The organism is Kribbella sp. VKM Ac-2571 (genome assembly GCF_004362255.1).
GTDB lineage: Bacteria > Actinomycetota > Actinomycetes > Propionibacteriales > Kribbellaceae > Kribbella > Kribbella pratensis.
Window position 1 is genome coordinate 227133 of sequence record NZ_SNWS01000003.1, and the last position, 23461, is coordinate 250593.

The following is a 23461-nucleotide window of genomic DNA, read 5'->3' on the forward strand; positions in this document are numbered from 1 at the left end:
GAGATTGTTGAACAATACGACAAGAGGTCAGATGACGATCTCGTGGATCCATTCCGCAGGAGTCTGGGTGTGCAGGCGCCAGTAGTGGTTCGCGATGTCGTCCGGGTCCCAGCCGCTGCCGGGGGAGACTCCGCCGCTGACGGTGACGCTCGCGGCGTGGACGCCGGCCGCGCCGTACTGCTGATCGAGGAGGGTGGCGACCGTGCGGACGCCGGCCTTGCCGAGCGAGAGGCTCGCGTAGTCGGGCTTCGGCAGCGGCATGCCGCCGGTGATCAGGAACGACCCGCTGCCGCGCTCGGCCATCGCGGGCACGAGGTGAGCGGCGGTGGTGATCGCGCCGACCACGTTCACCGCCAGCGCGTCGAGGTGCTGCTGGGCGGTGAGGTCGCCGATCCGGTCCGGCTGGATCAGTGCGGCGTTGTAGACGACCACCTCAGGTACGCCGTACACCTCGACCACCCGATCGAGCGCGGCACACAGGCCGGCTTCATCCGTCACATCGGCCGTGATCGGCAGTACGTCGGCACTCCCGAGCTCCTCGGCCGCGGCCTTCACCGTCGCCTCCGAGCGCGCGATCAGCCCGGCGCTCATCCCCTCCCGGACGAACCGGCGCGCCACCGCGAGCCCGATCCCAGGACCTACTCCCACCACGACAATCCCAGACATGACGGGATCGTAAACCTTGCCCTTCAGGTCAAGGTCAAGGGCGGCGGTGCTGGGCGACTGCTGCGGCGGACCGGTCGTCGCCATCGGCCCGGAGACCGTCGGTCACGCCGTCGACGTCCGCGGCCGGGCGGTTCTGGCTGAGCTTGAACTTGGCCTCGATCCGCTTGATCCCGATCTCGACGCCGACGATCGCCCGCAGTTGCCCGCTGACGTACTTCGCCGGCGCATCGTCCACCGACCACGGCTCCGCCCGGCCCGCCTCGTGATGGTCCGACAAACGCCGTACGACGTTCTCCACCCAGGCAGGGTCGTCGTACACGGTCATCGTGCCGTGCACGTGGGCGGTGATGTAGTTCCAGGTCGGGACGACGCGGCCGTGGTCGCGCTTGGAGGCGTACCAAGTCGGGGAGATGTAGGCGTCTGGTCCGCGCATGATCACCAAGGCATCGCCGATCACGGGCAGCCGCCAGTGCTCGTTGTTCCGCGCCAGGTGCCCGAGCAGCACGTTCCGCTCGCGATCGTGGATGAACGGGAGCATCGTCGCCGTCAGACCGTCGGGCGTCATCGTCACCAGATCCGCTGCCCCGTGATGGGCGAGCAACTCCAGAACGGCCTCGTCGTCAGGGGCGAAGTGCGCAGGAACGTACATGAGATCCAGTCTCCCCACCCAGGCGAACCCTCGACAGGTCCAATTCCTGCGGGTTTCGTCAGCCCGCTTTCAGCGCTGCGGCCCGGTCGTAGTCGTCGTGCCAGTCACCGGTGGGCGGCAGGATGATGCGCTCGACACCGGCCGCCTCATACGCGGCCAGTTGCTCGAGCGGGTCACCGTCGAGCTGGGGTGCGACCACGGTCGCCTTCAACTGCTTGCCGTCGGCAAGTTCGTTGATCCGCTCCAGGTTCGTCCGTACCTCGGCCGGCGTCGCCGCGATCGTCGCCCATCCATCGGCGTACGCCGCCGCCCGCCGATGCGCCCGGACACCGTTCCCGGCCACGATGATCGGCGGCACCGGCGACCCGGGCGCGATCGACACGTCGAGGTCCGTCCCGAGTGTCGTGGGTTTGCTCGCGATGAGGTCCGGGAGTACGGCGAGGGCCTCGTCCGTCAGCCGCCCGCGGTCGGCGAACTCGACACCGGCCGCCCGCCAGCCGATGTCACCGTGCGCAGGATTGCCGGTCCCGACTCCCACCACGAGCCGGTTGTTCGACACCAGTTGCAACGTGCTGATCTGCTTCGCCGCCCATGCAACCGGCCGCAACGCCAGCAACATCACGTTGTACCCGACCGTGATCCGCTCGGTCACCGCGGCCGCGGTCGCCAGTACGACGGAACTGTCCAGCATCGGCGCACTCGCGATCAGATGATCCGTCGACCAGACCGAGTCCAGCCCGATCTCCTCGGCGTACCGCGCACTCTCCCGCACATCCCCGAGAATCGCTCGCGCCGGATCCGGCGACGACGTCGGCAGAATGACCCCGATCTCAACTGTCATACCCGCCCCAACCTCAACCCCAACGAACCTATTCCGGTGTGCGCCAAGGAGGTTTTCTCACCTGACTGCAGGCCGGTTAGGGTCCCGGGATGAGTCGACGGGTGGCGGCGTACGCGGTGTGTGTCGACGACGGGCGGGTGCTGCTGGCGCGATATGTCTCGCCGTACGGCGATGGGAGTTGGTGGACTCTGCCGGGTGGTGGTGTCGAGCCTTGTGAGGATCCGTTCGACACCGTGACGCGGGAGGTCGCCGAAGAGACGGGGTACGAGTCGGTCGTCGAGCGGTTGCTGGGGGTCGACTCGCGGATCGTGCCGGCCGCCGTACGGCGTCGTCCCGGGCCCGATGATCACCAGAACATCGGCATCTTCTACGCCGTCCGGATCACCGCCGGCACCACCCGCCCCGAACCCAACGGCGAGACCGCCGAATCGGTCTGGACCCCGATCACCGACGTCCCGACCCTCCGCCGCGCCGCCCTGGTCGACATCGGCATCGCCTTGTCCCAGTCCCGCCCACCCACCGGCCACGTCCCACCCGTCCAAGCCGGCGGCCTGATCGAGCATTAGCCCTAGACTCCCCTTCGTGGATCAGGTGCAGGCAGCGGCCGACAGCTTCCCGCCCTGAAACTCAGCGCAGGTCGCCGTCGCCGCCGAGGACACCGCGGGACGCCCGGTCGGCAAGCTTCGCGATGTTGTGCTCGGCAACGTCCTCGAGCCGGATCTCGAGCCTGGTGCACAGCTCGGACAAGTACCAGAGCACGTCACCGAGCTCGAGCGTCAACGCTTGCCGGTCCGCGTCGGTGATCACGCCCTGCCGATCGCGGAAGATCTTCTTCACCTTCCCGGCGACCTCGCCCGCCTCGTTCACCAACCCCAAGGTTGGATACACGATCGGATGATCGGTCGCAACCACCCCACCGGTCCGCGCCGCCGCTTGCTGATAACCCCTGAAATCCATTTCACTCACATCCCCAGTCTTGCAACACTCATGCCCATGCACGCCCTCCCGGTCCAAAACACCGAAGGCTCAGCACTCCTCACCTTCGACCGCCTCCGTGAAGAGGACCTCAGCACGCTGGACCCCTCCGTGCCGCTGACCGCCTCACTGGTTGTGCTCTGGTGGGGTCACAAGTGCTTGATGGTCTTCAATCGGTTCCATCAGGCCTGGGAGCTGCCCGGCGGCATGATCGACCCGGGGGAGTCGGCTCGTGAGGCCGCCGTACGGGAACTCGACGAAGAGAGTGGGCAGCGTGCGGATTCCCTCGACTTCGCCGGGGTGGTGAAGATCCGGGTCGCCCCTGACGACCGGCTGGAGTTTCTCGCCATCTACCGCGGGTACGTCGACACGCCCCAGCCGTTCGCACCGAACGACGAGATGTCGGAGGCTTTCTGGTGGAACCCAGGCGAGCTGCTGACCGATCTGTACCCGATCGACGCGGCCATCGCGACGCTTTGCCCACTGGAACGGTGAGGTCAATGGGAGAACTCGTCACCGAGACGTTCGAGTACGACGGTGGGCGGCAGGTGGCCGTTTACGTGCCGGCGGATCCGCCGGAAGCCATCGTGTTCGCGGGTGACGGTCAACTGATTACCCAGTGGGGCGGGGATCTCGAGCAGGCCGACGTACCTCCGACGATGGTGGTCGGCGCGTACCGTACGGACGACTCGGACGAGATGGTGCGGATCGAGGAGTACTCGCCGTCGTTCAACGAGGAGCGGTTCGCGGCGCACGAGAAGTTCTTCGTCGAGGACGTCCGCGACTGGGTGCGATCCCGCTTCGGCGTCGCTCTGCCGCCCGAACGGACCGCGGTGTGCGGCGTCTCGGCGAGCGCGGAACTCGCGCTGGCCACGGGCGTTCGGCACCCGGACATCTACGGCGCGATCTTCGCCGCCTCACCTGGTGGCGGCTACCGGCCGCCGGAGGTCATGCCGAGCCCGCTCCCACGCGCGTACCTGGTCGCCGGCACGCTGGAACCTTGGTTCATGGAGAACGCCACGCGCTGGGCCGACGCCCTCCGCGACGCCGACGTGGACGTAATCATCACCGAACGCGAAGGAGACCATGGCGACCCGTTCTGGCGGGCCGAGTTCCCCCTCATGGCGTCCTGGGCCTTCACAAGCTGACAGCTATTCGCCGGTAGCGCCGTCGATGCGCTCCCGGAGGAGGTCCGCATGGCCGTTGTGGCGCGCGTACTCCTCGATCATGTGCAGGTAGATCCACCGCAGCGTGTAGTCCTCGCCAGGACTCACTTCGTCGAGCCCGAGACCTGCCACCGCAGCCCGCGACCGGGCGACACTCGCTTGATAGCTGGCGAGGTCGTCCGCCGCGCGTGCCACATCGACGTCGAATCCGTTTGCCGCCCCCGGCACGTAGTCCCAGAAGTACAGGTGATCCGGTTGGCCGTCGTACGCATGGAACCAGGCCTCGACTCCGGACAGATGCCGAACCAGGCCGAGCAGCGACATCGTTGACGGCGGCACCGACCGCAGCACCAGTTGCTCCGGCGTCAGCCCACCGCACTTCAGCAGCAGCGTGGTCCGCTGGAACTCGAGGCGATCCTCGAGCGCAGCCCGCTCGTCGACCGGATCGTTCGGCGGCTCAACCCGCTCAGGCACACTCCAGACCGACATTCCAGCGACCCTACCGACGGCCCGACACCTTGACCAGCGAGTTGTACCTGCGCCGGCTCAGTGCAGCGGGGTGGGCGAGCGGGGGGCTCGCCCACCCGCGCAGGTTCAGGCGGTCGGCTGGTCGTGGCGATAGCGGTTGGGGAAGCGGTGGACCTCCTGCGGCCAGTTGAGTACGACGGCGAGGCGGCCGGCCCAGTAGCGTGCCGTCTCGTCGTCCGGTACGTCGATGACGGCGAAGCCACCGAGGTGCTCCTTGGTCTCGACGTACGGACCGTCGCTGAAGATGGGCTCGCCGTCCTTCGCCGCGACGCTGCAGATCGCGGTGGAGGCGTCGAGCGCGCCGTTGCTGAAGATGAAGACCCCGGCCTCCTCCATCTCCGCGATCACCGCCCTCCCACCGGCACTCTTGGTGCGCAGATCCTCTTCCGTCTGATCCGGCACCCACTCGTCGTTGAACGCGATCAGATACTCAGCCACTGCCGTCTCCTCTCAGCGCGATGACCCCAACGGTCGCCACACCAACTCCACGAACGCCAACGCCCCGATCCGACACCATCCCACAACAAATCTTCCCGACCGGATCAGATGCAGGTCGTGACTCAGCGTACGACCGACCGAACTGCGCTGAGAGCTTGGTTGTTCACGGCTGTGGGGAAGCCTGTGGACATCGGCAGTGCGCTGGATGAGGTCAGCGAAGTACGCGGTAGGAGACCAACAGGTAGCCGCTCGGCGTCGTGCTGCTGCTGATCGTTTCGAGCTGGATGGGCGGCAGGTTGTCGAGCAGCTTCTTCTGGCCGGCGGCCGGGGCAATGGTCGGGACGATGACGAGTTGGAGTTCGTCGACGAGGCCGGCAGCCAGCAGCGTCTGGGTGACCGAGATACTGCCGTGGATGCCGATGTCGCCGCCTGGTTGGGTCTTCAGGTGCTTCACGAATTCGGCCAGGTCACCGTCGATCACGCTCGAGTTGGCCCAGTCGCCCTGGAGCGGAGTCGACGTTGCGACGTACTTGGGAGCGGAATTGATGAAGGACGCGAACGGCTCGACGTCGCTGCGCGGCCAGAACCCCAGCCACTCGTCGTAGGTGCGACGGCCGAGGATGATCGTGTCTTGGTTGGCAATGAGCTCGGCGCCTCTGGCATCCACCTCGTCGTCCCAACCGGTCAGGAACCGATCAGCAGCCTCAGCCACCCCATCGAGAGTTACGAAGTAGCCCCCGACAACCTTGCGCTGGCTTCGGCTGTCGTTGCGGTCGTCCTGCGACATGATGAACTCCTCAGAAGACGTTGAATGACTGTTGCTCACCACTGCGTCGATCAAGACGCGCGCAATTCGACACCGGGACCGGTCGATGTCTGCAATCGCCTGACGAGTTGGGGAGAGCGAGGTACGCCGACGCGCTCCAACGCCATCAACGCCGCAGCACGGAGCGGACCGAGCGCGGCAACTGCAACCTCCTCAGCCAGCCGAGATACCGCAGCCTCAGCATCCGGGGAGCTACCTGTCTGAGTACCCCCGAGTCAACCGCAACGACGTACCTCGCTGGTGCCGGCATGCCCGCATGCTAGGCAGGTAAAAGGGCAGGCTGCCAGCGACTTGACGCGTGATGATGGTGCGATGCCTGAAAAGCACTCACGTCCCGTGCCCGGCGGCCGTGCCTTCTACCTGACCGAACGCCTCTGGAAGCTGTCCGAAGGTCTTCCGGTCGAATCCGTACCGATCGACGCAATCCCGGAGTTCGATCAGGACTGCTGGTTCGGCGGCCGGCCCGTCACCTGCCGCATGGTCGCCCGCCACGCCGCCCTCATCCAGAAAGCCGACCTCAGCTACCCAGTCATCCTGTCCGCAGACGGCCGCCTGATGGACGGCGGCCACAGAATCTCCAAAGCCTGGATCAACGGCCTGAAAACAATCAACGCCGTCCGCTTCAAGGTCGACCCAACCCCCGACTACTACGAGTGGGACACCCCCACCTGACGCTCCTGCCACCTGGCGTTGCGTCGGATTCCTGAGCGTGAACTCGACCAGTTCAGATGACGCCGGCGAGTACCCCGCCGCGATGACAGAGACCGGGCGGGTATCGGACGAGCAGGTCAGACCGAGAAGCCGCGTACGCCGTGCTTCGCGAGCAGCCCCGCGATCGACTCGGTGGCCGCCCGCCCAGCCTCACTTCGGTCCGCCGACAGGATCAGGCCTGACGTCTGCAGATAGAGCTTCTTGCCGTCCTTCATGCGGAAGGCCCAGAGCCCGTTGTTCGAGTTGAAGGAGCAGCGCTTCACCTGGGCGCAATCTATTTCGAGTTGGTTCGTTGGATCCTCGCCGACTACTCGAAGAACGTCACCGAGGATCTCCATCTGACCTCGCCATCCCCCAAGAGCGAGCGCGTTGCCAGGGACCCGCACCTTCGTAGTCACGGACGGGACAGTACCAACGATCGACGTTCGCACAGCAGCTCGACAGGCCCGAAACGCGCGTCGGGTCACGGCTCTACATCGGAAGATCCGTGCGTTGGCCGGCCCGCCCCTAGTGGCATGTTGAGTTCACGCTGGAACGTCTCTCCAAGCTCAAGCCCGGTCAAGTAGTCACCCAGACCTACGTCCCCGCCAAGGACAGAGACGTGGATACCGTGCTGTCGTACGAGCAGTTCAGCGCGGAGGCGTGTAAGGGAACGGGTTGAGGGCACCGGCAGACCCACTGGGCGTGGGACTCGACCAGTTCTCGCTAGAGCATGCGGAGGGCGCTACCGAAGAGGTTCTCCGGGTCGTACAGGACGCGGCACCCATCGCGAAGGACCTTCGCGGTTCCTGGGTCTAGAGGAGTCGAAAGCCACTCCTCGGTGACCACCCCTAGCTCGACAACGAGCCCGCTGCTGAGGCGAGTCCTCCGCTCCGTGAGCGGACCCCAGTCCTGGCAGCGAATCAGTCGAGGTCTGCGGTCGATGGAATGTGCCCACTCCATTCCACTGATGTGGCGGTCCTTGTCCGCTGTAACCAGGACGATGTCCACGTCGCTCGCCATCCGAGGCCGACCGTATGCGTACGAACCAACCAAGGCGAGCCCCTGAACGTCGGTCTGCACTTGCGCCCAGGCGGTGATGCCGTCGATCGCCGCCTCCGCACGTAGCCGCCTACCTTTCAACCGTGCACTCACCCAGACAGCCTCGCAGATGGGCCCGACCGACAGGATCGGAGAGTCGGGCGGCGCAGCAAATTCAGTCAGCTGTGGTCTACGACGGCCTGCCGATTCCAGAAGCAACAGACGGACCTGGCCACGCTCATCCCGTGGCTCCAGGACCATGTCCCATTTCGCCTCTCACCAACCACTGAACCCGCTAGATCCTCACCAAGAACGGCTACACCTACCGCCCCACCGCGGCACCCCTGAAACCACCCCAGCGGAATCCTCCGTGTCCGGAACGGCCGCGCACTGTCCTGGTAGCTTGAGGCGCCACTAGGGAGGTGGGCGGATGGCTTTTGATGAGTGGCTGGATGCCGAGGCACTCCTGGAACAGGGAGCGCGCCATCAATGGCGCGAGGGGCACGAATCCACGCTAGAGGTTGCCGAGGTTTGCCATCTGGACCTTGCCACAGGTCGGGTCGTCGCCGTAGATCCCGCTTACTTCGACAGCTTCGATGATGCTCGGCCGGTGGTCGCCGAGGTGCCTCCAGGTACCTACCCGATATTGCTCTCCGTCGTCGCATGGCCCTCGACCGAGGAGACTCACCGACCTCGCCGTACCGTAACGGCGGCCACACTCAAAATCAGCGACAACCCAGTCGCTAAGTGGGATTGGGTCGACGAGCGAGCGGATGGCAAGGTCCTTGGAATCGGTGTCGACGCCGGAACGGCCTGTTTTTACGACGCTTCCCAGCGAGAGTTGCTCGCGCTGCTTAGTGAGGACGAGGACCGGGTCGACGCCGCTCTAGGCGAAGCCAGCGATGCCGGATTCGCAGCCATTCCCGACGCCTCAGGTGGGACAGCCGCTGTATTCATCAGCTGCGGTATGGGCGATGGGTTCTATCCGATCCGAATCGGGCGCGACGCCTCTGAGAGGGTCGCAATGGTGATGGTCGACTTGGAGCTGCTGAACCACAGCACGGGTCGAGTTGGTCCGGCGTTGAACCGCAATTGACCCGCCAGGTCGGACCGGCCGGTCCATACCCGGAGTCAAAGGAGCTCATCGGCGCCGTCCCAGCAAGTGCGACTGCCGTAGAGGCGGGGACGGTGAAGCCTCGTGAGAAGTTCTGCCGATGACCTGTCGGTTCCGGGGTGAGGCGTTCGTAGTAGGAGTGACGGGCGGCCGGAGAAAGGCCCGCCGGACTGACAGAAAGGCGTGGCGCCATGCGGAAGCTGATCTACGGCATGAACCTGACCCTGGACGGCTACATCGCCGCGCCCGGCGACGACATCGGCTGGGGCGGGTCGAGCGACGAGCTGTTTCAGTGGTGGCTCGACCGGGAGGTGGCGATCGGGCTGTTCTTGTACGGGCGCAAGCTGTGGGAGGCGATGAGTTCCCACTGGCCGACCGGCGACCAGCAGCCCGACGCCACCCCGGCGCAGATCGAGTTCGCGCGGAACTGGCGGGACACGCCGAAGGTGGTGTTCTCCTCGACGATCGACAAGGTCGACTGGAACACCCGCCTGGTCACCGGCGACGCTATCCCGGAGATCACCCGACTCAAGGCCGGCGACGGCGAGCCGATGAGGGTCGGTGGCGCCACACTCGCTGGGGCGGCCATGCGGGCCGGGCTGGTCGACGAGTACGAGATCGTCACCCATCCGGTGCTGGTGGGCGGCGGCACACCCTTCTTCACCACGCTGGACAGCTGGCTGAACCTGAACCTGGTGGAGACGCGAACGTTTCCCGGCGACGTGGTCATGACCAGGTACGAGACGAGGCGGTGAGCTCGCCAGTCCTCGTCCTCGCCCGGGATCGCGTGGTGCGAGGCGGTCGACGCGCGATAGCGCGTATTCGCGGGCTAAGCGCGGGGGTGGGTGGGTGGCGCGGAGGACGGCGACGGAGGAGCCGCCCGTAGCACCGCGTCCGGGCTGACCATAGTCTGCCCGGAGCGCTGCGGCGGGCGGACCGCCGTACGCACGAAAGTCGGTTGCTCGGAAGCACCGACTCTTGGAGGAGACGAGAGGGTTTGAACCCCAAAGCCCTGTCTTGCAAGGGCCCTTCGCTACCTACCGCTGTCGACTCCTGGCTTGGGCACGCAGCGGGCACGGACCTGCCCTACTGTCAGGTCCGTCGCTCGATGAGTCGGGCTCTTAGCGCGTTGGCCTGGTTGTCGCTCAGGCCTCCGTGACGCAGGTACGGCTCAACCCCGCCATACCTGTCTTCGAGGTGCTTGAGGGCTGCGAGCATCGTCTCCGGCCGGGCGGTGAAGGACTCAGCCACATGGCTCCGCTCGGTGGGATCGTCGATGAGGAGGAGCTGTTCGTCGAAGTGATCGCGCATGCGGTCGTCCAGGACGGCGTAGTCGGCGGCGACGCATTCAGTCGGTACGCCGGCGAGGCTCAGAGCCAGTGCGACCACGGTCCCGGCACGGTCCTTTCCGGCATGGCAATGGACGACGACTCCACCGCCGGGTGCATCGGCGATCGCCCCGACTGCGGCGGCGAACAGCTCGGGGTGGAGGTCGAGCATCGCCACATACTGCTGGTCGATGCTCTGCGTCGGATCGTAGGGATCGTCTGCGTTGTAGAGCGGCATGTTGCGGTAGAGAGGCTCAGATGCGAAGGGTGACGGGTCACCGTCGCATTCCGCGGGGGTCCGTACGTCGATGATGCGGCTCACAGAAGCCTCCCGCACCGCTTGGACGCCGGCCTCCGTCAACCGTGAAAGGTTGTCGGAACGGATCAACGCGCCAGAACCGATGTGGCGACCGTCACTCGTGGGTAGACCACCGAGATCGCGGACGTTGAGGCAGTTGGGCCACGTCAGATGCAGGGGTGCGGTCACAGTTGTTGGACCTCTTCCTTCCGCCGGCCGAGCGCGGAGTCGTCAGCTGTGCGGACACGAGTCTGCGCCGCTGCGCGCCGAAACATAAGTCTTGAAGTTGCGGCCCAAAACTACGAAAAATGGATTGGGAGAACTCGCCGTTCCGCCGGATCACCACGAGTCCGGCGCCGCCCAAGACGGAAGACTCGCTGGTCACCTCTCCCGTCCGTCGGACAGCTTGCCCGTACCGCTTGCGACGGCCGTCCGATGGGAGAGCAGCCCCGCGGTCCGTACGTCGGTGGTCTGGTCGGCGATGCGGCTAGCCGGCGCGGGGGGTCCGGGCTTCACGAGCTGCTCGAGCAGTACGCGATCGCGTGGTGACGGGCGGTCGACGCGCGCTAAGCGCGGGTGGGCGGGAGCGGCGCGGAGGACGGCGACGGAGGAGCCGCCCGTAGCACCGCGCTGGGCCGACCACAGTACGCACAGAAGTGGAGACGAGGGGACTTGAACCCCTAACCCCTGCCTTGCAAAGGCAGTGCTCTGCCAGTTGAGCTACGCCCCCGTTGGGGTGGTCAGTGGCCCGGGGTTACCGGGTCGGCGACCTCGGCCCAGAGGTCCTTCTCGGCGCGGGACTGCTGGGTCTTCTTGTACACGAAGTATCCACCGACGCCGGCCAGCAGCACCAGCAGGAACTTTCTCAGCACTGGAGACTCCTCGGATCTGGCTGCGAAACAACGTGAGGGTGGGCCTAACTGGACTTGAACCAGTGACCTCTGCCTTATCAGGGCAGCGCTCTAACCGTCTGAGCTATAGGCCCGCGTACTGCGGTGTCGAACCCGGGAGAGATTACCGCACCAAGTGCCCTACTCCCAAACCGGTTCCGGCCGGGCTCACAGCAGCCCCGGCCGGAGCACGAAATCCCGGTCAGTCCTCCGACGCCAGCGTGACTTCGAGGCCGCCGAGGAGCGTGGCGGCGATGTTGTAGAGGAACGATCCGAGGGTCGCGAGTGCCGTGATGATCAGTACGTCGGCGCACGCGAGCAGCGTGGTGAAACCCATCACCTTGCCGGTGTTGATGTAGTTCTCGACCCGGAACGGCTCGCCCGCCGGCGTCCCAAGGACCTCCTGGACGGTCGAGTTGATGTTGTCGAACACCCCGGCCGCGCCGATCGCGGACCAGACGATGAAGACCGCGACCCAGGTGACGATCCCGAACGCGATCGCCAGCAGGAACGCCGTCTTCATCACTGACCACGGGTCGATCCGGGACATCCGCAGCCGCGCCTTGCGCGTCTGCGGCCGGCCCGACGCCTTGGCGTCCTTCTCGGCCTGCCGCTCCTGCTTGGCCTCGGCACGGTCAGCCTTGTCGGACTTCACCGCGGCGGCCTTGTCCAGGACGGCCTGACGCGCCGAGTTCATCCGGTCACCGAACGACTCGGTCTTCGCCTCGTTCCCGTCGTACGACGGGGTGCCGGCGGCGGGCGGGGTTGTCGACGGGGGCGACCACGGCTCGGGGCGGCCCGGCGTACTCGGGGCCGGCTGCTGCGGACGCACCGGCGCGACACCCGGCGTACCGGGGCGTGCCTGCGGGCGGTACTCGGACGGCCGCTGGCCGTTCGGTGTACCTGTCCTTTGGCCGCCGGCGCTGGGAACGCCGTTGGAACGACCGTTGGAAGCCGGGTTGGCCGGGGCAGCTGACGGCTTCCCACCCTGCGCGGTGCGCTGGGATTTGGAGCTGTCGGCCGCACCTTCAGGCCATGTCGGCCTCGCGCGGTTGGTCATCAGTCACCCTCCTGGCCGGCTTCGTCGCCTTCGACGGTAGCCGCGCCGTCCACATCCGTCGAACGCTCGTCATCAGACTGGACGCTCTGAGAGGTGGATTCGGTTGTCGATCCGTCCACATTCTGGGCACCTTCAGCGACAGTACCCTCCTCGGCCGCTTCCGATTCCTCCCCGACGACGGTCAGATCGGTGTTCCGGGCGATCGCGACCACCGCGTCGGACTCGCCGACCCCGGCGAACCGGACGCCCATCGTGTCGCGGCCCTTGACCGGGACGCTGTCGACCCGGCTGCGGACGACCTGACCGCTGGCCTTGATCGCCAGCACCTGGTCCTCCTCGACGACGATGATCGCGCCCACCAGTGAGCCGCGCTCGTCGTTCAGCTTGACTGCCTTGATGCCGAGACCGCCACGGCCCTGCTGCCGGTACTCCGACACCTTCGAGCGCTTCGCATACCCGGCGTCGGTGACCGTGAAGACGAACTGCGAGTCCTCGTCCGCACCCGCCCGGATCACCGACATCGACAGCACCTCGTCGCCGGCCCGGAACTTCATCCCGGTGACGCCGGAGGTGGCCCGGCCCATCGGTCGCAGCTGCTCGTCGTTCGCGGTGAAGCGGATCGACTGGCCCTTCCGGGACACCAGCAGCAGGTCGTCCTCGGCGGTGGCCAGGTCGGCGCCGATCAGCTCGTCGTCCTCCTCGCGGAAGTTGACCGCGATGATGCCGCTCTGCCGCGCCGAGTCGTAGTCCCGCAGGGCGGTCTTCTTGACCAGACCCCGCTTCGTCGCGAGCACCAGGTAGTCGGACTGCTCGTAGTCGCGCAGCGTCAGGACCTGCGCGATCTCCTCGTCCGGCTGGAACGAGAGCAGGCCGGCGACGTGCGAACCCTTAGCGTCCCGCGCGGACTCGGGAAGCTGCCAGACCTTGGCCCGGTAGACCCGGCCCTTGGTGGTGAAGAACAGCATCCAGTGGTGGTTCGTTGTGGCGAAGAAGTGACTGATCTCGTCCTCGGCCCGCAGCTGCGCACCCCGGACACCCTTGCCGCCGCGGTTCTGCGTCCGGTACAGGTCGGTCTTGGTCCGCTTCGCGTACCCGCCGCGGGTGATCGTGACGACCACGTCCTCGTCCGGCACCAGGTCCTGCACCGACAGGTCGCCGTCGGCCGCGATGATCTCGGTACGGCGCTCGTTGCCGTACTTGTCGACGATCTCGGCCAGCTCGTCCTTGACGATCGACCGCTGCCGCACCGGGTTGGCCAGGATGTCCTCGAGGTCGGCGATGATCGCCTCGAGCTCCTGCAACCGCTCGATGATCTTCTGCCGCTCCAGGGCCGCCAGCCGGCGCAGCTGCATGTCCAGGATCGCCTGCGCCTGGATCTCGTCGATCTCGAGCAACTGGATCAGGCCGGTGCGCGCCTCGTCGACATCCGGGCTGCGCCGGATCAGCGCGATCACCTCGTCGAGGGCGTCCAGCGCCTTCACGTATCCGCGGTAGATGTGCGCGTTCTTCTCCGCCTCGCGCAGGCGGAAGCGGGTCCGCCGCTGGATGACCTCGATCTGGTGGTCGATCCAGTGGCTGATGAACAGGTCCACACTGAGCGTGCGCGGTACGCCGTCCACGAGCGCGAGCATGTTGCAGCCGAAGGTGTCCTGCAGCGGCGTGTGCTTGTAGAGGTTGTTCAGTACGACGCGCGGCTGAGCGTCCCGCTTCAGCACGATGACGAGTCGCTGACCGGTCCGCGACGAGCTGTCGTCACGGATGTCGGCGATGCCGCTCATCTTTCCGGTGTTCACCAGTTCGGCGATCTTCAGCGCCAGGTTGTCCGGGTTGACCATGTACGGCAGCTCGGTGACAACCAGGCTGGTCCGGCCCTTGGCGTCTTCCTCGATGTCGACGACCGCGCGCATCGTGACCGAGCCGCGACCGGTGCGGTAGGCGTCGTCGATGCCCTTGTAGCCGACGATCAGCGCGCCGTTCGGGAAGTCCGGGCCCTTGATGTTCTGCAGGCAGGCGTCGAGCAGCTCCTCGCGGGTCGCGTCCGGGTGCTCCAGCGCCCAGTCGACCGCGGCCGCGACCTCGCGCAGGTTGTGCGGCGGGATGTTCGTCGCCATGCCGACCGCGATACCGGACGAGCCGTTGACCAGCAGGTTCGGGAAGCGGGCCGGCAGGATCACCGGCTCCTGCGACTTGCCGTCGTAGTTGGGCCGGAAGTCGACCGTCTCCTGGTCGATGTCGCGGACCATCTCCATCGCCAGCGGCGCCATCCGGCACTCGGTGTACCGCATGGCGGCCGCCGGGTCGTTACCCGGTGAACCGAAGTTGCCCTGGCCCTGGATCAGCGGCGCCCGCATCACCCACGGCTGCGCCAGCCGGACCAGGGTGTCGTAGATCGCCGAGTCGCCGTGCGGGTGGTACTGACCCATGACGTCACCGACGACGCGGGAGCACTTGTTGAAGCCGCGGTCCGGCCGGTAACCGCCGTCGTACATCGCATAAAGGATGCGGCGGTGCACCGGCTTCAGGCCGTCGCGGACCTCGGGCAGCGCGCGGCCGACGATGACCGCCATCGCGTAGTCGAGGTACGACTGCTGCATCTCGGTCTGCAGGTCGAGGGGCTCGACGCGGTCGTGGCCCGGCGTGGTGGGGGTCTCGGTCATGAAAAGGTCCCGTTCAGATCAGTACGTCGGTGAGCAGCGGCGAGATCAGATGTCGAGGAAGCGGACGTCCTTGGCGTTGCGCTGGATGAAACTGCGCCGCGCCTCGATGTCGTCGCCCATCAGCGTCTGGAACGTCTCGTCGGCACGGATCGCGTCGTCCAGTGTGATCTGCAGCAGCACGCGGTTGGCCGGGTCCATCGTGGTGTCCCACAGCTCGTTCGCGTTCATCTCGCCCAGACCCTTGTAGCGCTGGATCGGGTTCTCCTTGGGCAGCTTCTTGCCCGCCTCGTAGCCCGCCTCGAGCAGTCCGTCACGCTCCCGGTCGGTGTACGCGAGCTCGTCGGGCCCGTTGCTCCAGCGGATCTTGTACAGCGGCGGCTGCGCGGCGTACACGTGACCGCGCTCGATCAGCGGGCGCATGAAGCGGAACAGCAGCGTCAGCAGCAGTGTCCGGATGTGCTGGCCGTCGACGTCGGCGTCGGCCATGATCACGATCTTGTGGTACCGGAGCTTCTCCTCGTCGAAGTCCTCGTGGATCCCGGTGCCGAGCGCGGAGATGATCGCCTGGACCTCGTTGTTCTGCAGGACCTTGTCGATCCGGGCCTTCTCGACGTTCAGGATCTTGCCCCGGATCGGCAGGATGGCCTGGAACTTCGGGTCCCGGCCGCCCTTCGCGGAGCCGCCCGCCGAGTCACCCTCGACGATGTAGACCTCGCACTCCTCCGGGTTGGTCGACTGGCAGTCGGCCAGCTTGCCCGGCAGGCCGCCGCCACCCAGCAGGCCCTTGCGGTTGCGGGCCAGGTCGCGGGCCTTGCGGGCCGCGATCCGGGCGCTCGCCGCCGCGGTCGCCTTGCGGATGATCTCGCGGCCCTCGGCCGGGTTCTGCTCGAACCAGGCGCCGAGCCGGTCGTTCACGACTCGCTGGACGAAGCCCTTCACCTCGGTGTTGCCGAGCTTGGTCTTCGTCTGGCCCTCGAACTGCGGCTCGGCCAGCTTGACCGAGATGATCGCGGTCAGGCCCTCCCGGATGTCGTCACCGGTGAGCCTGTCCTCTTTCTTCTTGATCATGCCCTGGTCCTCGCCGAACGAGTTGACCAGTGAGGTGAGGGCGGCCCGGAAGCCCTCTTCGTGGGTGCCGCCCTCGTGCGTGTTGATCGCGTTCGCGAAGGTGTGCACGGACTCCTGGAACGAGCCGCTCCACTGCAGCGCGACCTCGAGGCTCATGCTGTTCTCGCCGTTGGCCGCGGCCTCGAACGAGATCACGTCACGGTGCACGGTCTCGCGGATGCCGGTCAGGTACTTCACGTAGTCGACCAGGCCGTTCTCGGCCTTGAAGGACTGCTCGACCGGGTGGCCGTCCTCGGTGTGGTCCGGACGCTCGTCCCGGATCACGATCTCGAGGCCCTTGTTCAGGAAGGCCATCTCGCGGAACCGGGTCGCCAGCGTCTCGTACGAGTACGTCGTGGTCTCGAAGACGTCTGGGTCCGCCCAGAACGTCACGGTCGTCCCGTTCGACTCCGACGTACCGATCTCGGCGAGGTCCTCGTCCGGGACGCCGTGCGTGAAGGACTGCGTGTACAGCTTGCCCTTCAACCGCACGTCGACCTTGAGCCGGGTGGACAGCGCGTTCACGACGGACACACCGACGCCGTGCAGACCACCGGACACCTTGTAACCACCGCCGCCGAACTTGCCGCCGGCGTGCAGGACCGTCAGTACGACGGTGACGGCCGGCTTGCCCTCGGACTCGACGATGTCGACCGGGATACCGCGGCCGTTGTCCTCGACGCTGACCGCGCCGTCGGGCAGCAGGGTGACGACGATCCGATCGCCGTACCCGGCCATCGCCTCGTCGACGGCGTTGTCGACCACCTCGGTGACGAGGTGGTGCAGGCCGCGCTCACCGGTGGACCCGATGTACATACCCGGACGCTTGCGCACCGCGTCCAGACCCTCGAGCACCTGGATCGCGCTCGCGTCGTACTCGCGCTCAACGAGGTTCGACGGGATGGCGTCGACCAACGCGGGGAGTTCCTCGCTGGTTGCGGCGGTGCCGATGGGGTCGGCGGACTGGTTGGCGTCGATCTCGGTCGGCTCGTCGGTCACCGGCTGTTGTCCTCCTCGGACCCCGCGTTCGCGAGGCATCGCGGCACAGTTGAGCCGCCCTCCACGGTGATGGCAGAGGTGCGGCTCGCTCTACTCCGTCCATTCTACCCGTCGACCGAAGCAGAACCTGCCACCAGCCGCCCGAAACTCACCTCAGGGCGTCTTTTCTCCCTCATCTCCAGTCCCCTCTCGCGGGTGGGGGGCCAGAAAGCGCTCACGGGCACTCAGTGGCCTCCGACTGTTTCGCCACTGACCGCTCCGGCACTCACCGGTCCAGACCGCTCAGGCCCGTTCGAGGCGGTACGAGGCGGAGCCGGGACGACGGGTGCCCGGCGCGCACCCACCGCCCCTTAGGATCGCAGCCGTGGAAAGTCTCGACGAGGTCATCGACGCGATGATCGCCGACCGGGTGATTCACCGGCACCGGCGGATCTGGTTGCTGCTGATCGCCCTCATCGTGGCGGCCGCCCTGGTGGTGCTGGCCACCGGCGGCTGGAAAGAGAAGAAGGGCCGCACGGTCCCGACTCTGGAGGCCCCGGCGACGGTGACGGCCGGCCGGTTCGAGTTCAACTTCACCAAAGCGGAGATCGTCCGGAAGCCGAAGACCGACTACAGCGCGGCTGAGACCACGCTGCGGGTGTACTTCACCGCGAAGAACATCGACACCGAGGAACAGAAGAGCGAGTCGGTGAGCGGCGGCCTGCTCAAGTTCGTTCCGGGCGGGGGCAAGGACCTGATCGACTCCAACGGCGGTGACTGCCAGGGCGGCCTGAACTGGGAGTTGGTCTACGGGCTGCCGCCGGAAGAGTGCAGCACCAAGTTCGACGTCGATCCGGACTTCGCCGCCGACGTCGTCGAGATCGGGGTCCTCCAGGAGCACTACGAGGGTGACAACGGCTCGCTCGGACTGAACGAGAAGCCGTACTGGCACAACGAGGATGCGGCGGCCGTCGTACGGCTCAAGCCGACCGTTGTCGTCGACGACGGGAAGAACCGATGAAGCTCTACCGCCCGGCGACCATCCTGGTCGGCCTGCTGTTCGTCCTGCTCGGCGGGGTGACCCGGCTGGCCGGTCCCGACCATGTGTACGGCGAGGACCAGAACCTGAAGGTCGTCCACGGCACCATCGGTGAGGCGCTCCCGTACGCGGGCAGCGGGTCGACGATGAAGGTCGTCCGGATCAAGTTCGCCAAGTCGATCGTCAGCGCCGATGCGAGTGACGACGACAAGCCGTTCGACACCAACGGCGTCTTCGTCGCGGTCGAGTGGGATGCCGTCCGCGGCGTGAAGGATCCCGATTCGTTCACCCCGACGCTGATCACCGACGGGGGCAGCGTGTACCAGAAGGTCAGCGAGCCCAGCGAGAGCCGAATCGACTTTCCCGACGCCGGCTTCGCGAGCACCGGGACCGTCGTCTTCGAGGCCAACCCGGCCGATCTGAAGGGCCTCACCCTGAGACTCAAGCCGACCATGCTCTTCAACGTGTACAACTCCGAGATCCGCGTCGATCTCGGCGTCCCGACCGAGGCCATCGCCCAGCAGATGGTCGACGGCGCCGTCGACCAGTACGTCGTCGACGACAGCGTCACCCGGGTGGCGTCGTGAACCTCGCGAGCCGGGCCAGCCGGCTGGCCGTTCAGATCTCGCTGATGGTGGCCCTGCTGGGCCTGGGTGTGTTCACCGTGGTCCAGCCGTATCTGAGCGATGACGAGGACCTCTACAAACAGGGCCGGATCGATGAGGTCGTCAGCCAGGGTCCGGTGACGGTCCAGGACATCGAGTGGAAACTGGACTCGATGAAGGCCTACACGTCGATCCTGAACGAGGACGGCGAGGCGATCGAGCTCGACGCACCGGCCGGGTCGATCTTCGTGCTGGCCACGCTCACCGTGACGCCGCGCAAGGGACTCCACCTCGACGACCAGGGATTCAGCTGTGACGCGATGCTGCGGGACAGCAAGGGCAACACCTGGGACGACACGCTGGCGACCGGCTACCCGCTGCCGACCTTCTGCGGCGACGACGACCACCCGTTCACGATCGACAAGCCGGGCAAGGTCGCCAAGGTCTACATCGTCCCGAAGAGCGCCGTACCGAACCTGATCGGCCTGACCGTCGAGGACTTCTACCTCCACCGACGGGTGCTGATCACTCCCTGACCGCGGGCTGCGGTCAGGCGTTCGCGGGAACCAGCTGCTTGGCCGGCGGCGGCGCCTTGGCCTCGGCGATCGCCGCTGCCTCGGCGCGACGCTCGTTGCCGACCGAGATGCACAGGTCGAAGGCGGCCGCCAGAAGCGCGATCCGCAGCGGCTCGAAGAGCAGCCCTTGGATCAGGTTGGCGATCTCGTGGTACATCAGGCCCCAGTGCATCCCGTGGATGCCGAACATTCGCTGGAACACCACGAACGCCCAGTCGTTGCCGAGCACCCAGAACGTGTAGACGAGGCAGACCACGCCGAGGAACACCGGTCCGACCCGGACCAGGAGGCGGAACGCGTTGATCGCCGGGTAGAACTTCTCCCGCACGCCCGCCAGCAGCAGGTCCGGGGCCTTGTAGGTGAGGCCGACCAGCCGGCCACGCTGCGGCGCCTGCTGCAGCTCGGCGTGCGCACCGAGCCGGCGCTCCAGCCGCGTCCCCCGGAAGACACCGCCGCCCGACAGCACCCGGTGACCGAAGACCACGGTGGTGATCGCCAGCCACGTCAGCGGCTCGGCGACGCCCAGCTTGAACAGCGGCCAGAGGGACTCCCAGAAGAAGCCCCAGAGGAACTCGATACCGGCCGGGATCGGGATGTGGATCTTCTCGAAGAAGCCCTTGAAGTCGTCCCACCAGTTCAGCGACCAGTACCAGAAGGAGCGGTCCTTGAACCACTCCTTGCCCTGGCCGATCGCGAACGGCGTGATCACGAACGTGAGCAGCACGAAGAAGGCCTCGGCCCAGACCTGGGCGAACTTCACCGGACGACTCGGCCACCGGTCGTCGATGGCCTGGAACACCCGGCGCAGCACCAGCAGTACGGCGAGTGCGGGCAGGTATCCGTGCCAGTTGTGATTGCCGACCTTGAAGAAGGACGAGCCAGGCTGCATCCCGTTCTGGACCAGGAACGAAGCGCTCAACTGGCTGACCTGCGCGTCGAAGAAGCCCCACGCCGACCAGACCGCGACCAGTGGCAGCAGCGTGACCGCGAGCAGCTCGAGCAGGCCGCGCTGCGTCGGGTCGGACGTCTCCTCGGCCTCGTTGCTCGCCGCGTCCCGCCAGCGGTAGAGCGACATCGCACAGGTCCGGATCATGCCGACCGACGCGGTGATCTGCAGCAGTACGCCGACTGCGAACAGGCCGGTGCCCAGACTCGAGTGCAGGTGCTGTGCCAGCCAGATCGCACCCTGTGCGCACACCGTGAACCCCACGAACCCGGCGAGCCACCAGGTGGTCATGGGCAGGAGGTTCTTCCACCAGAGCCGGAAGGTGTCTCCGATCAGGTGGACCATCTCGCGAAAGCCGTCAACGAGCGTACGCATCGCGGCTGATCCTAGGCGAGGGCCGGGTCCTCCCGGCAACTCAGGCCGTTATCCGTAGGTGTCCCGGGGGCCGCGGCCGCCGCGGACGGTGCGGGGGCCCTTGCGCCAGGTGTAGGTGTTGGGGCCGAGGACCTTCACCTGGGACACGGTTCCTTCGCCGAGTTCGGCGTTCAGCCGGAAGAGTAGTTGCGGGACCAGCAGGTCGAGTTGGACCTTCCACGCGGTCGACGACGTACGGACGGTCAGCACTGTGTCGTCGTACGACTCCGGCTTGCAGTGTTCGGCCATTTCCGGGCCGACGATGGACGGCCAGCGGGCCATCACGCCGTGGACGGCGACGTCGACCTCCCAGCCCTGGTCGCGCATCAGCCGGCCGAGGGTGTTGGTCAGCCGCTGCGGGTCGCGGTCGTCGGGGCGGGCGCTGCTGATCTGGGCACCGCCGATCCGCGGCCGCCGGCGGCGCTTGACCGGCATGATGCCGCCCTTCGCCGCCTGCTGCTTCAGCCGGGCTGCCAGCGATTTCGCCAGCTCCAGGCCCTGCTTGTCGTGGACCTGCTCGCTCTCAGAGCCGCTCTCAGAGGAATCCGGGGGTTCAGGCACGCTGAACGACCCCTTCACCCACCTCGAAGCGCGCCCCGCTCAGCTCATCGGGCACGTCCGCACCGACCGCCGCGGTCACCAGCACCTGCTCGGCCGGCGCGACCAGCTCGGCGAGCCGGTCCCGGCGCTGCGAGTCGAGCTCGGCGAACACGTCGTCGAGGATCAGCACCGGTTCACCTCCGTCCGCGCGCAGCAGGTCGTACGACGCCAGCCGCAGCGCGAGCGCGAACGACCAGGACTCACCGTGACTCGCGTACCCCTTCGCGGGCAAGTCCCCGAGCCCCAGTACGACGTCGTCGCGGTGCGGACCGACCAGCGACACACCACGGTCGAGCTCGTCCTGCCGTTTGTCGCGCACCGCCGCGAGCAGCACCTCCTCGAGCTGCTCCCGCGACACCACACCGGGCTCGAGCAGCACGGACGACTTGTACTCGAGCCGCGCATCACCCTTGCCCCGGGCAACAGCGTCGTACGCGCTGGACACCAACGGGCGCAGCGCCTCCAGCAACTCCAGGCGGGTCGCCAGCAACTCGGACCCGGCGCGCGCGAGGTTCGAATCCCAGACCTCGAGGGTGCGCAACTGGCTCTCGGCGGCACTCGAGCGGTTCTGCCGGCGGGCCTGCGAGGCGCTCCGCAGCAGCGAGTTCCGCTGCTTCAGCACCCGGTCGTAGTCCTGCCGTACGCCGGCCATCCGCGGTGACCGCAGCGTCAGCAGCTCGTCCAGGAACCGCCGACGCTCGGACGGATCGCCCTTCACCAGCGCGAGATCCTCCGGCGCGAACAGCACCGTGCGGAGCAGTCCGAGCACTTCGCGTGGCCGCGGCACGGGCGAGCGGTTGACCCGGGCCCGGTTTGCCTTCCCAGGATTGATTTCCAGCTCGACCACCACGTCGCGGTCGTACTGGCTGCGGATCTCGGTCCGCACGATCGCCCGGGTGGCGCCGGCCCGCACCAGCGGTGCGTCGTTCGCCACCCGGTGCGAACCGAGAGTCGCGGTGTAGTGGATCGCCTCGACCAGGTTGGTCTTGCCGTGGCCGTTCGGCCCGACGAAGGACGTCACGCCCGGAGTGAGCTGGACCTCCGCCTGCTGGTAGGACCGGAAGTCGAGCAGACCCAGGGCGGTGACGTACACCTCAGTGCGTGGTCGGCGGTGTCGCGTACGACGGGTCGGCCGCCTCGGCGCCCTTCACCGCGTGCCCGCCGAACTGGTTGCGCATCGCGGCGATCGCCTTCATCGCCGGCGAGTCGTCCTGCCGGGACGCGAACCGGGCGAACAGCGATGCGGCGATCGCCGGCACCGGTACGGCGTTGTCGATCGCGGCCTCGACGGTCCACCGGCCCTCGCCGGAGTCTTCGGCGTACCCGCGGATCTTGTCCAGGTGGGTGTCGTCCTTGAGCGCGTTGACCATCAGGTCCAGCAGCCAGGACCGGATCACGGTGCCCTCGCGCCAGGACTCGAACGTCTCCGGCACGTTGTCCACGATGTCCGCGGCCTCGAGCAGCTCGAAGCCCTCGGCGTACGCCTGCATGATCGCGTACTCGATGCCGTTGTGGACCATCTTCGAGAAGTGTCCGGCGCCGACCTTGCCGGCGTGCACGAACCCGAAGTCGCCCTCGGGCTTCAGCGCCTCGAAGATCGGCATCACGATGTCGACGGTGTCCTGCTCGCCGCCGCACATCAGCGCGTAGCCGTTCTCCAGACCCCAGACACCGCCGGAGACGCCGCAGTCGACGAACCGGATGTCCTTCTCGGCGAGCTGGGCGGCACGACGGGTGTCGTCGGTCCAGCGGCTGTTGCCGCCGTCGATGACGATGTCGCCGGGGGAGAGCAGCTCGGCCAGCTCGGTGACGACCGGGTCGATCGCCTGCACCGGGACCATCACCCAGACCACCTTCGGCTGGCCGGACGCGGTGAGCTTGCCGACCATGTCGGCCAGGTCCTTGGCGTCGGAGATCTCCTGGTTGTGGTCGAATCCGACCACCGTGTGACCGGCGTTGCGGATCCGCTGGCGCATGTTGCCGCCCATCTTGCCGAGACCGACAAGGCCGAGCTCCATCGTGAATCCCCT

General features: G+C 66.9%; 27 protein-coding genes and 2 tRNA genes. 9 read left to right on the top strand and 20 right to left on the bottom strand.

Annotation, left to right across the window (positions count from 1 at the left end; translation table 11 throughout):
• Positions 1 to 27 precede the first annotated feature (27 nt).
• Genes EV651_RS08390 through EV651_RS08400 form a run of 3 tightly spaced genes read right to left on the bottom strand, consistent with a single transcriptional unit; the run spans position 28 to position 2156 of the window.
• Positions 28 to 666 (bottom strand): SDR family NAD(P)-dependent oxidoreductase, encoded by a 639-nt coding sequence (locus tag EV651_RS08390; protein ID WP_133783787.1) that lies wholly within the window; start codon positions 664 to 666, stop codon positions 28 to 30.
• 34 nt (positions 667 to 700) lie between these two features.
• Entirely contained in the window at positions 701 to 1315 is a 615-nt protein-coding gene (locus EV651_RS08395; RefSeq protein ID WP_133783789.1) for an FMN-binding negative transcriptional regulator, read from the bottom strand.
• Between the two features lie 58 nt (positions 1316 to 1373).
• On the bottom strand, positions 1374 to 2156 hold the full coding sequence (locus tag EV651_RS08400; RefSeq protein WP_133783791.1) for an LLM class flavin-dependent oxidoreductase: 783 nt from the start codon (positions 2154 to 2156) through the stop codon (positions 1374 to 1376).
• A gap of 89 nt (positions 2157 to 2245) precedes the next feature.
• Here EV651_RS08400 and EV651_RS08405 point away from each other — a divergent pair, with 89 nt between their 5' ends.
• Positions 2246 to 2722 (top strand): NUDIX hydrolase, encoded by a 477-nt coding sequence (locus EV651_RS08405; protein WP_133783793.1) that lies wholly within the window; start codon positions 2246 to 2248, stop codon positions 2720 to 2722.
• A 61-nt stretch (positions 2723 to 2783) separates the two neighbouring features.
• Here EV651_RS08405 and EV651_RS08410 read toward each other — a convergent pair whose 3' ends face one another.
• Positions 2784 to 3044 carry a nucleoside triphosphate pyrophosphohydrolase family protein gene (locus EV651_RS08410; protein WP_202870223.1) on the bottom strand — a complete coding sequence of 87 codons (261 nt, stop codon included), beginning with the start codon at positions 3042 to 3044 and terminating at the stop codon, positions 2784 to 2786.
• A gap of 105 nt (positions 3045 to 3149) precedes the next feature.
• On the opposite strand from EV651_RS08410, the gene EV651_RS42920 reads away from it, so the two are divergent.
• The gene (locus EV651_RS42920) at positions 3150 to 3626 is read left to right on the top strand and encodes an NUDIX hydrolase (RefSeq protein WP_166658539.1); all 477 of its coding nucleotides are present in this window, start codon (positions 3150 to 3152) and stop codon (positions 3624 to 3626) included.
• Between the two features lie 5 nt (positions 3627 to 3631).
• Positions 3632 to 4279, top strand: a complete 648-nt coding sequence (locus tag EV651_RS08420; RefSeq protein ID WP_133783799.1) for an esterase family protein — start codon at positions 3632 to 3634, stop codon at positions 4277 to 4279.
• Between the two features lie 3 nt (positions 4280 to 4282).
• Here the strand turns inward: EV651_RS08420 and EV651_RS08425 are convergent, their stop codons facing one another.
• The 3 genes from EV651_RS08425 to EV651_RS08435 all read right to left on the bottom strand — a co-directional run bounded on the left by EV651_RS08425 (position 4283) and on the right by EV651_RS08435 (position 6050).
• A complete protein-coding gene (locus EV651_RS08425; protein WP_133783801.1) occupies positions 4283 to 4786 on the bottom strand; it encodes a DinB family protein in 504 nt (167 codons plus the stop codon).
• Between the two features lie 105 nt (positions 4787 to 4891).
• Positions 4892 to 5263, bottom strand: coding sequence for a YciI family protein (locus tag EV651_RS08430; protein WP_133783803.1), 372 nt, complete (start codon positions 5261 to 5263; stop codon positions 4892 to 4894).
• A gap of 211 nt (positions 5264 to 5474) precedes the next feature.
• Positions 5475 to 6050 (bottom strand): dihydrofolate reductase family protein, encoded by a 576-nt coding sequence (locus tag EV651_RS08435; protein ID WP_133783805.1) that lies wholly within the window; start codon positions 6048 to 6050, stop codon positions 5475 to 5477.
• A 330-nt stretch (positions 6051 to 6380) separates the two neighbouring features.
• On the opposite strand from EV651_RS08435, the gene EV651_RS08440 reads away from it, so the two are divergent.
• Positions 6381 to 6761: a hypothetical protein gene (locus EV651_RS08440; RefSeq protein WP_202870224.1), complete on the top strand. Its 381-nt coding sequence runs from the start codon at positions 6381 to 6383 to the stop codon at positions 6759 to 6761.
• Positions 6762 to 6877: 116 nt separating this feature from the next.
• Here the strand turns inward: EV651_RS08440 and EV651_RS08445 are convergent, their stop codons facing one another.
• Together EV651_RS08445 and EV651_RS43225 are read right to left on the bottom strand one after the other, a co-directional pair.
• A complete protein-coding gene (locus EV651_RS08445) occupies positions 6878 to 7198 on the bottom strand; it encodes a hypothetical protein (RefSeq protein WP_133783807.1) in 321 nt (106 codons plus the stop codon).
• 307 nt (positions 7199 to 7505) lie between these two features.
• Complete coding sequence (locus tag EV651_RS43225) at positions 7506 to 8081, bottom strand: nucleotidyltransferase domain-containing protein (protein ID WP_133783809.1); 576 nt, start codon at positions 8079 to 8081, stop codon at positions 7506 to 7508.
• Between the two features lie 169 nt (positions 8082 to 8250).
• Between EV651_RS43225 and EV651_RS08455 the strand changes: the two genes are divergently transcribed.
• Positions 8251 to 8916, top strand: coding sequence for a DUF4241 domain-containing protein (locus EV651_RS08455; protein ID WP_133783810.1), 666 nt, complete (start codon positions 8251 to 8253; stop codon positions 8914 to 8916).
• A 209-nt stretch (positions 8917 to 9125) separates the two neighbouring features.
• Positions 9126 to 9689, top strand: coding sequence for a dihydrofolate reductase family protein (locus tag EV651_RS08460; protein WP_133783812.1), 564 nt, complete (start codon positions 9126 to 9128; stop codon positions 9687 to 9689).
• Positions 9690 to 10026: 337 nt separating this feature from the next.
• Here the strand turns inward: EV651_RS08460 and EV651_RS08465 are convergent, their stop codons facing one another.
• From EV651_RS08465 to gyrB, 7 genes are all read right to left on the bottom strand, one after another.
• On the bottom strand, positions 10027 to 10749 hold the full coding sequence (locus EV651_RS08465) for a tyrosine-protein phosphatase (RefSeq protein WP_238156744.1): 723 nt from the start codon (positions 10747 to 10749) through the stop codon (positions 10027 to 10029).
• A 468-nt stretch (positions 10750 to 11217) separates the two neighbouring features.
• A tRNA-Ala gene (locus EV651_RS08470) sits at positions 11218 to 11290 on the bottom strand.
• Between the two features lie 10 nt (positions 11291 to 11300).
• Entirely contained in the window at positions 11301 to 11432 is a 132-nt protein-coding gene (locus tag EV651_RS42270) for a DLW-39 family protein (protein ID WP_209696738.1), read from the bottom strand.
• A gap of 39 nt (positions 11433 to 11471) precedes the next feature.
• Positions 11472 to 11545 (bottom strand) — tRNA-Ile (locus EV651_RS08475).
• Between the two features lie 107 nt (positions 11546 to 11652).
• Complete coding sequence (locus tag EV651_RS42275) at positions 11653 to 12510, bottom strand: DUF3566 domain-containing protein (RefSeq protein ID WP_238156745.1); 858 nt, start codon at positions 12508 to 12510, stop codon at positions 11653 to 11655.
• Positions 12510 to 15104 carry a DNA gyrase subunit A gene (gyrA, locus tag EV651_RS08485; protein ID WP_370352416.1) on the bottom strand — a complete coding sequence of 865 codons (2595 nt, stop codon included), beginning with the start codon at positions 15102 to 15104 and terminating at the stop codon, positions 12510 to 12512. The genes EV651_RS42275 and gyrA overlap by 1 nt, the downstream gene beginning before the upstream one ends.
• Before the next feature lie 108 nt (positions 15105 to 15212).
• Entirely contained in the window at positions 15213 to 17273 is a 2061-nt protein-coding gene (gene gyrB / locus EV651_RS08490; protein ID WP_238175382.1) for a DNA topoisomerase (ATP-hydrolyzing) subunit B, read from the bottom strand.
• 364 nt (positions 17274 to 17637) lie between these two features.
• Between gyrB and EV651_RS08495 the strand changes: the two genes are divergently transcribed.
• From EV651_RS08495 to EV651_RS08505, 3 genes are read left to right on the top strand one after another with little or no spacing between them, the layout of a single operon-like run.
• The gene (locus EV651_RS08495; RefSeq protein ID WP_133783819.1) at positions 17638 to 18273 is read left to right on the top strand and encodes a hypothetical protein; all 636 of its coding nucleotides are present in this window, start codon (positions 17638 to 17640) and stop codon (positions 18271 to 18273) included.
• Entirely contained in the window at positions 18270 to 18878 is a 609-nt protein-coding gene (locus EV651_RS08500) for a hypothetical protein (RefSeq protein ID WP_133783821.1), read from the top strand. Before EV651_RS08495 ends, EV651_RS08500 begins: the two co-directional genes overlap by 4 nt.
• Positions 18875 to 19432, top strand: coding sequence for a hypothetical protein (locus EV651_RS08505; RefSeq protein WP_133783823.1), 558 nt, complete (start codon positions 18875 to 18877; stop codon positions 19430 to 19432). The genes EV651_RS08500 and EV651_RS08505 overlap by 4 nt, the downstream gene beginning before the upstream one ends.
• A 13-nt stretch (positions 19433 to 19445) precedes the next feature.
• Here the strand turns inward: EV651_RS08505 and EV651_RS08510 are convergent, their stop codons facing one another.
• Genes EV651_RS08510 through gnd form a run of 4 tightly spaced genes read right to left on the bottom strand, consistent with a single transcriptional unit; the run spans position 19446 to position 23449 of the window.
• A complete protein-coding gene (locus EV651_RS08510; protein WP_133783825.1) occupies positions 19446 to 20792 on the bottom strand; it encodes a hypothetical protein in 1347 nt (448 codons plus the stop codon).
• A 48-nt stretch (positions 20793 to 20840) separates the two neighbouring features.
• Positions 20841 to 21392: a DUF721 domain-containing protein gene (locus tag EV651_RS08515; RefSeq protein ID WP_133783827.1), complete on the bottom strand. Its 552-nt coding sequence runs from the start codon at positions 21390 to 21392 to the stop codon at positions 20841 to 20843.
• Positions 21385 to 22524, bottom strand: coding sequence for a DNA replication/repair protein RecF (recF, locus tag EV651_RS08520; protein WP_133783829.1), 1140 nt, complete (start codon positions 22522 to 22524; stop codon positions 21385 to 21387). The genes EV651_RS08515 and recF overlap by 8 nt, the downstream gene beginning before the upstream one ends.
• A gap of 1 nt (position 22525) precedes the next feature.
• Positions 22526 to 23449, bottom strand: coding sequence for a phosphogluconate dehydrogenase (NAD(+)-dependent, decarboxylating) (gene gnd / locus EV651_RS08525; RefSeq protein ID WP_133783831.1), 924 nt, complete (start codon positions 23447 to 23449; stop codon positions 22526 to 22528).
• Between the last annotated feature and the right edge of the window lie 12 nt (positions 23450 to 23461).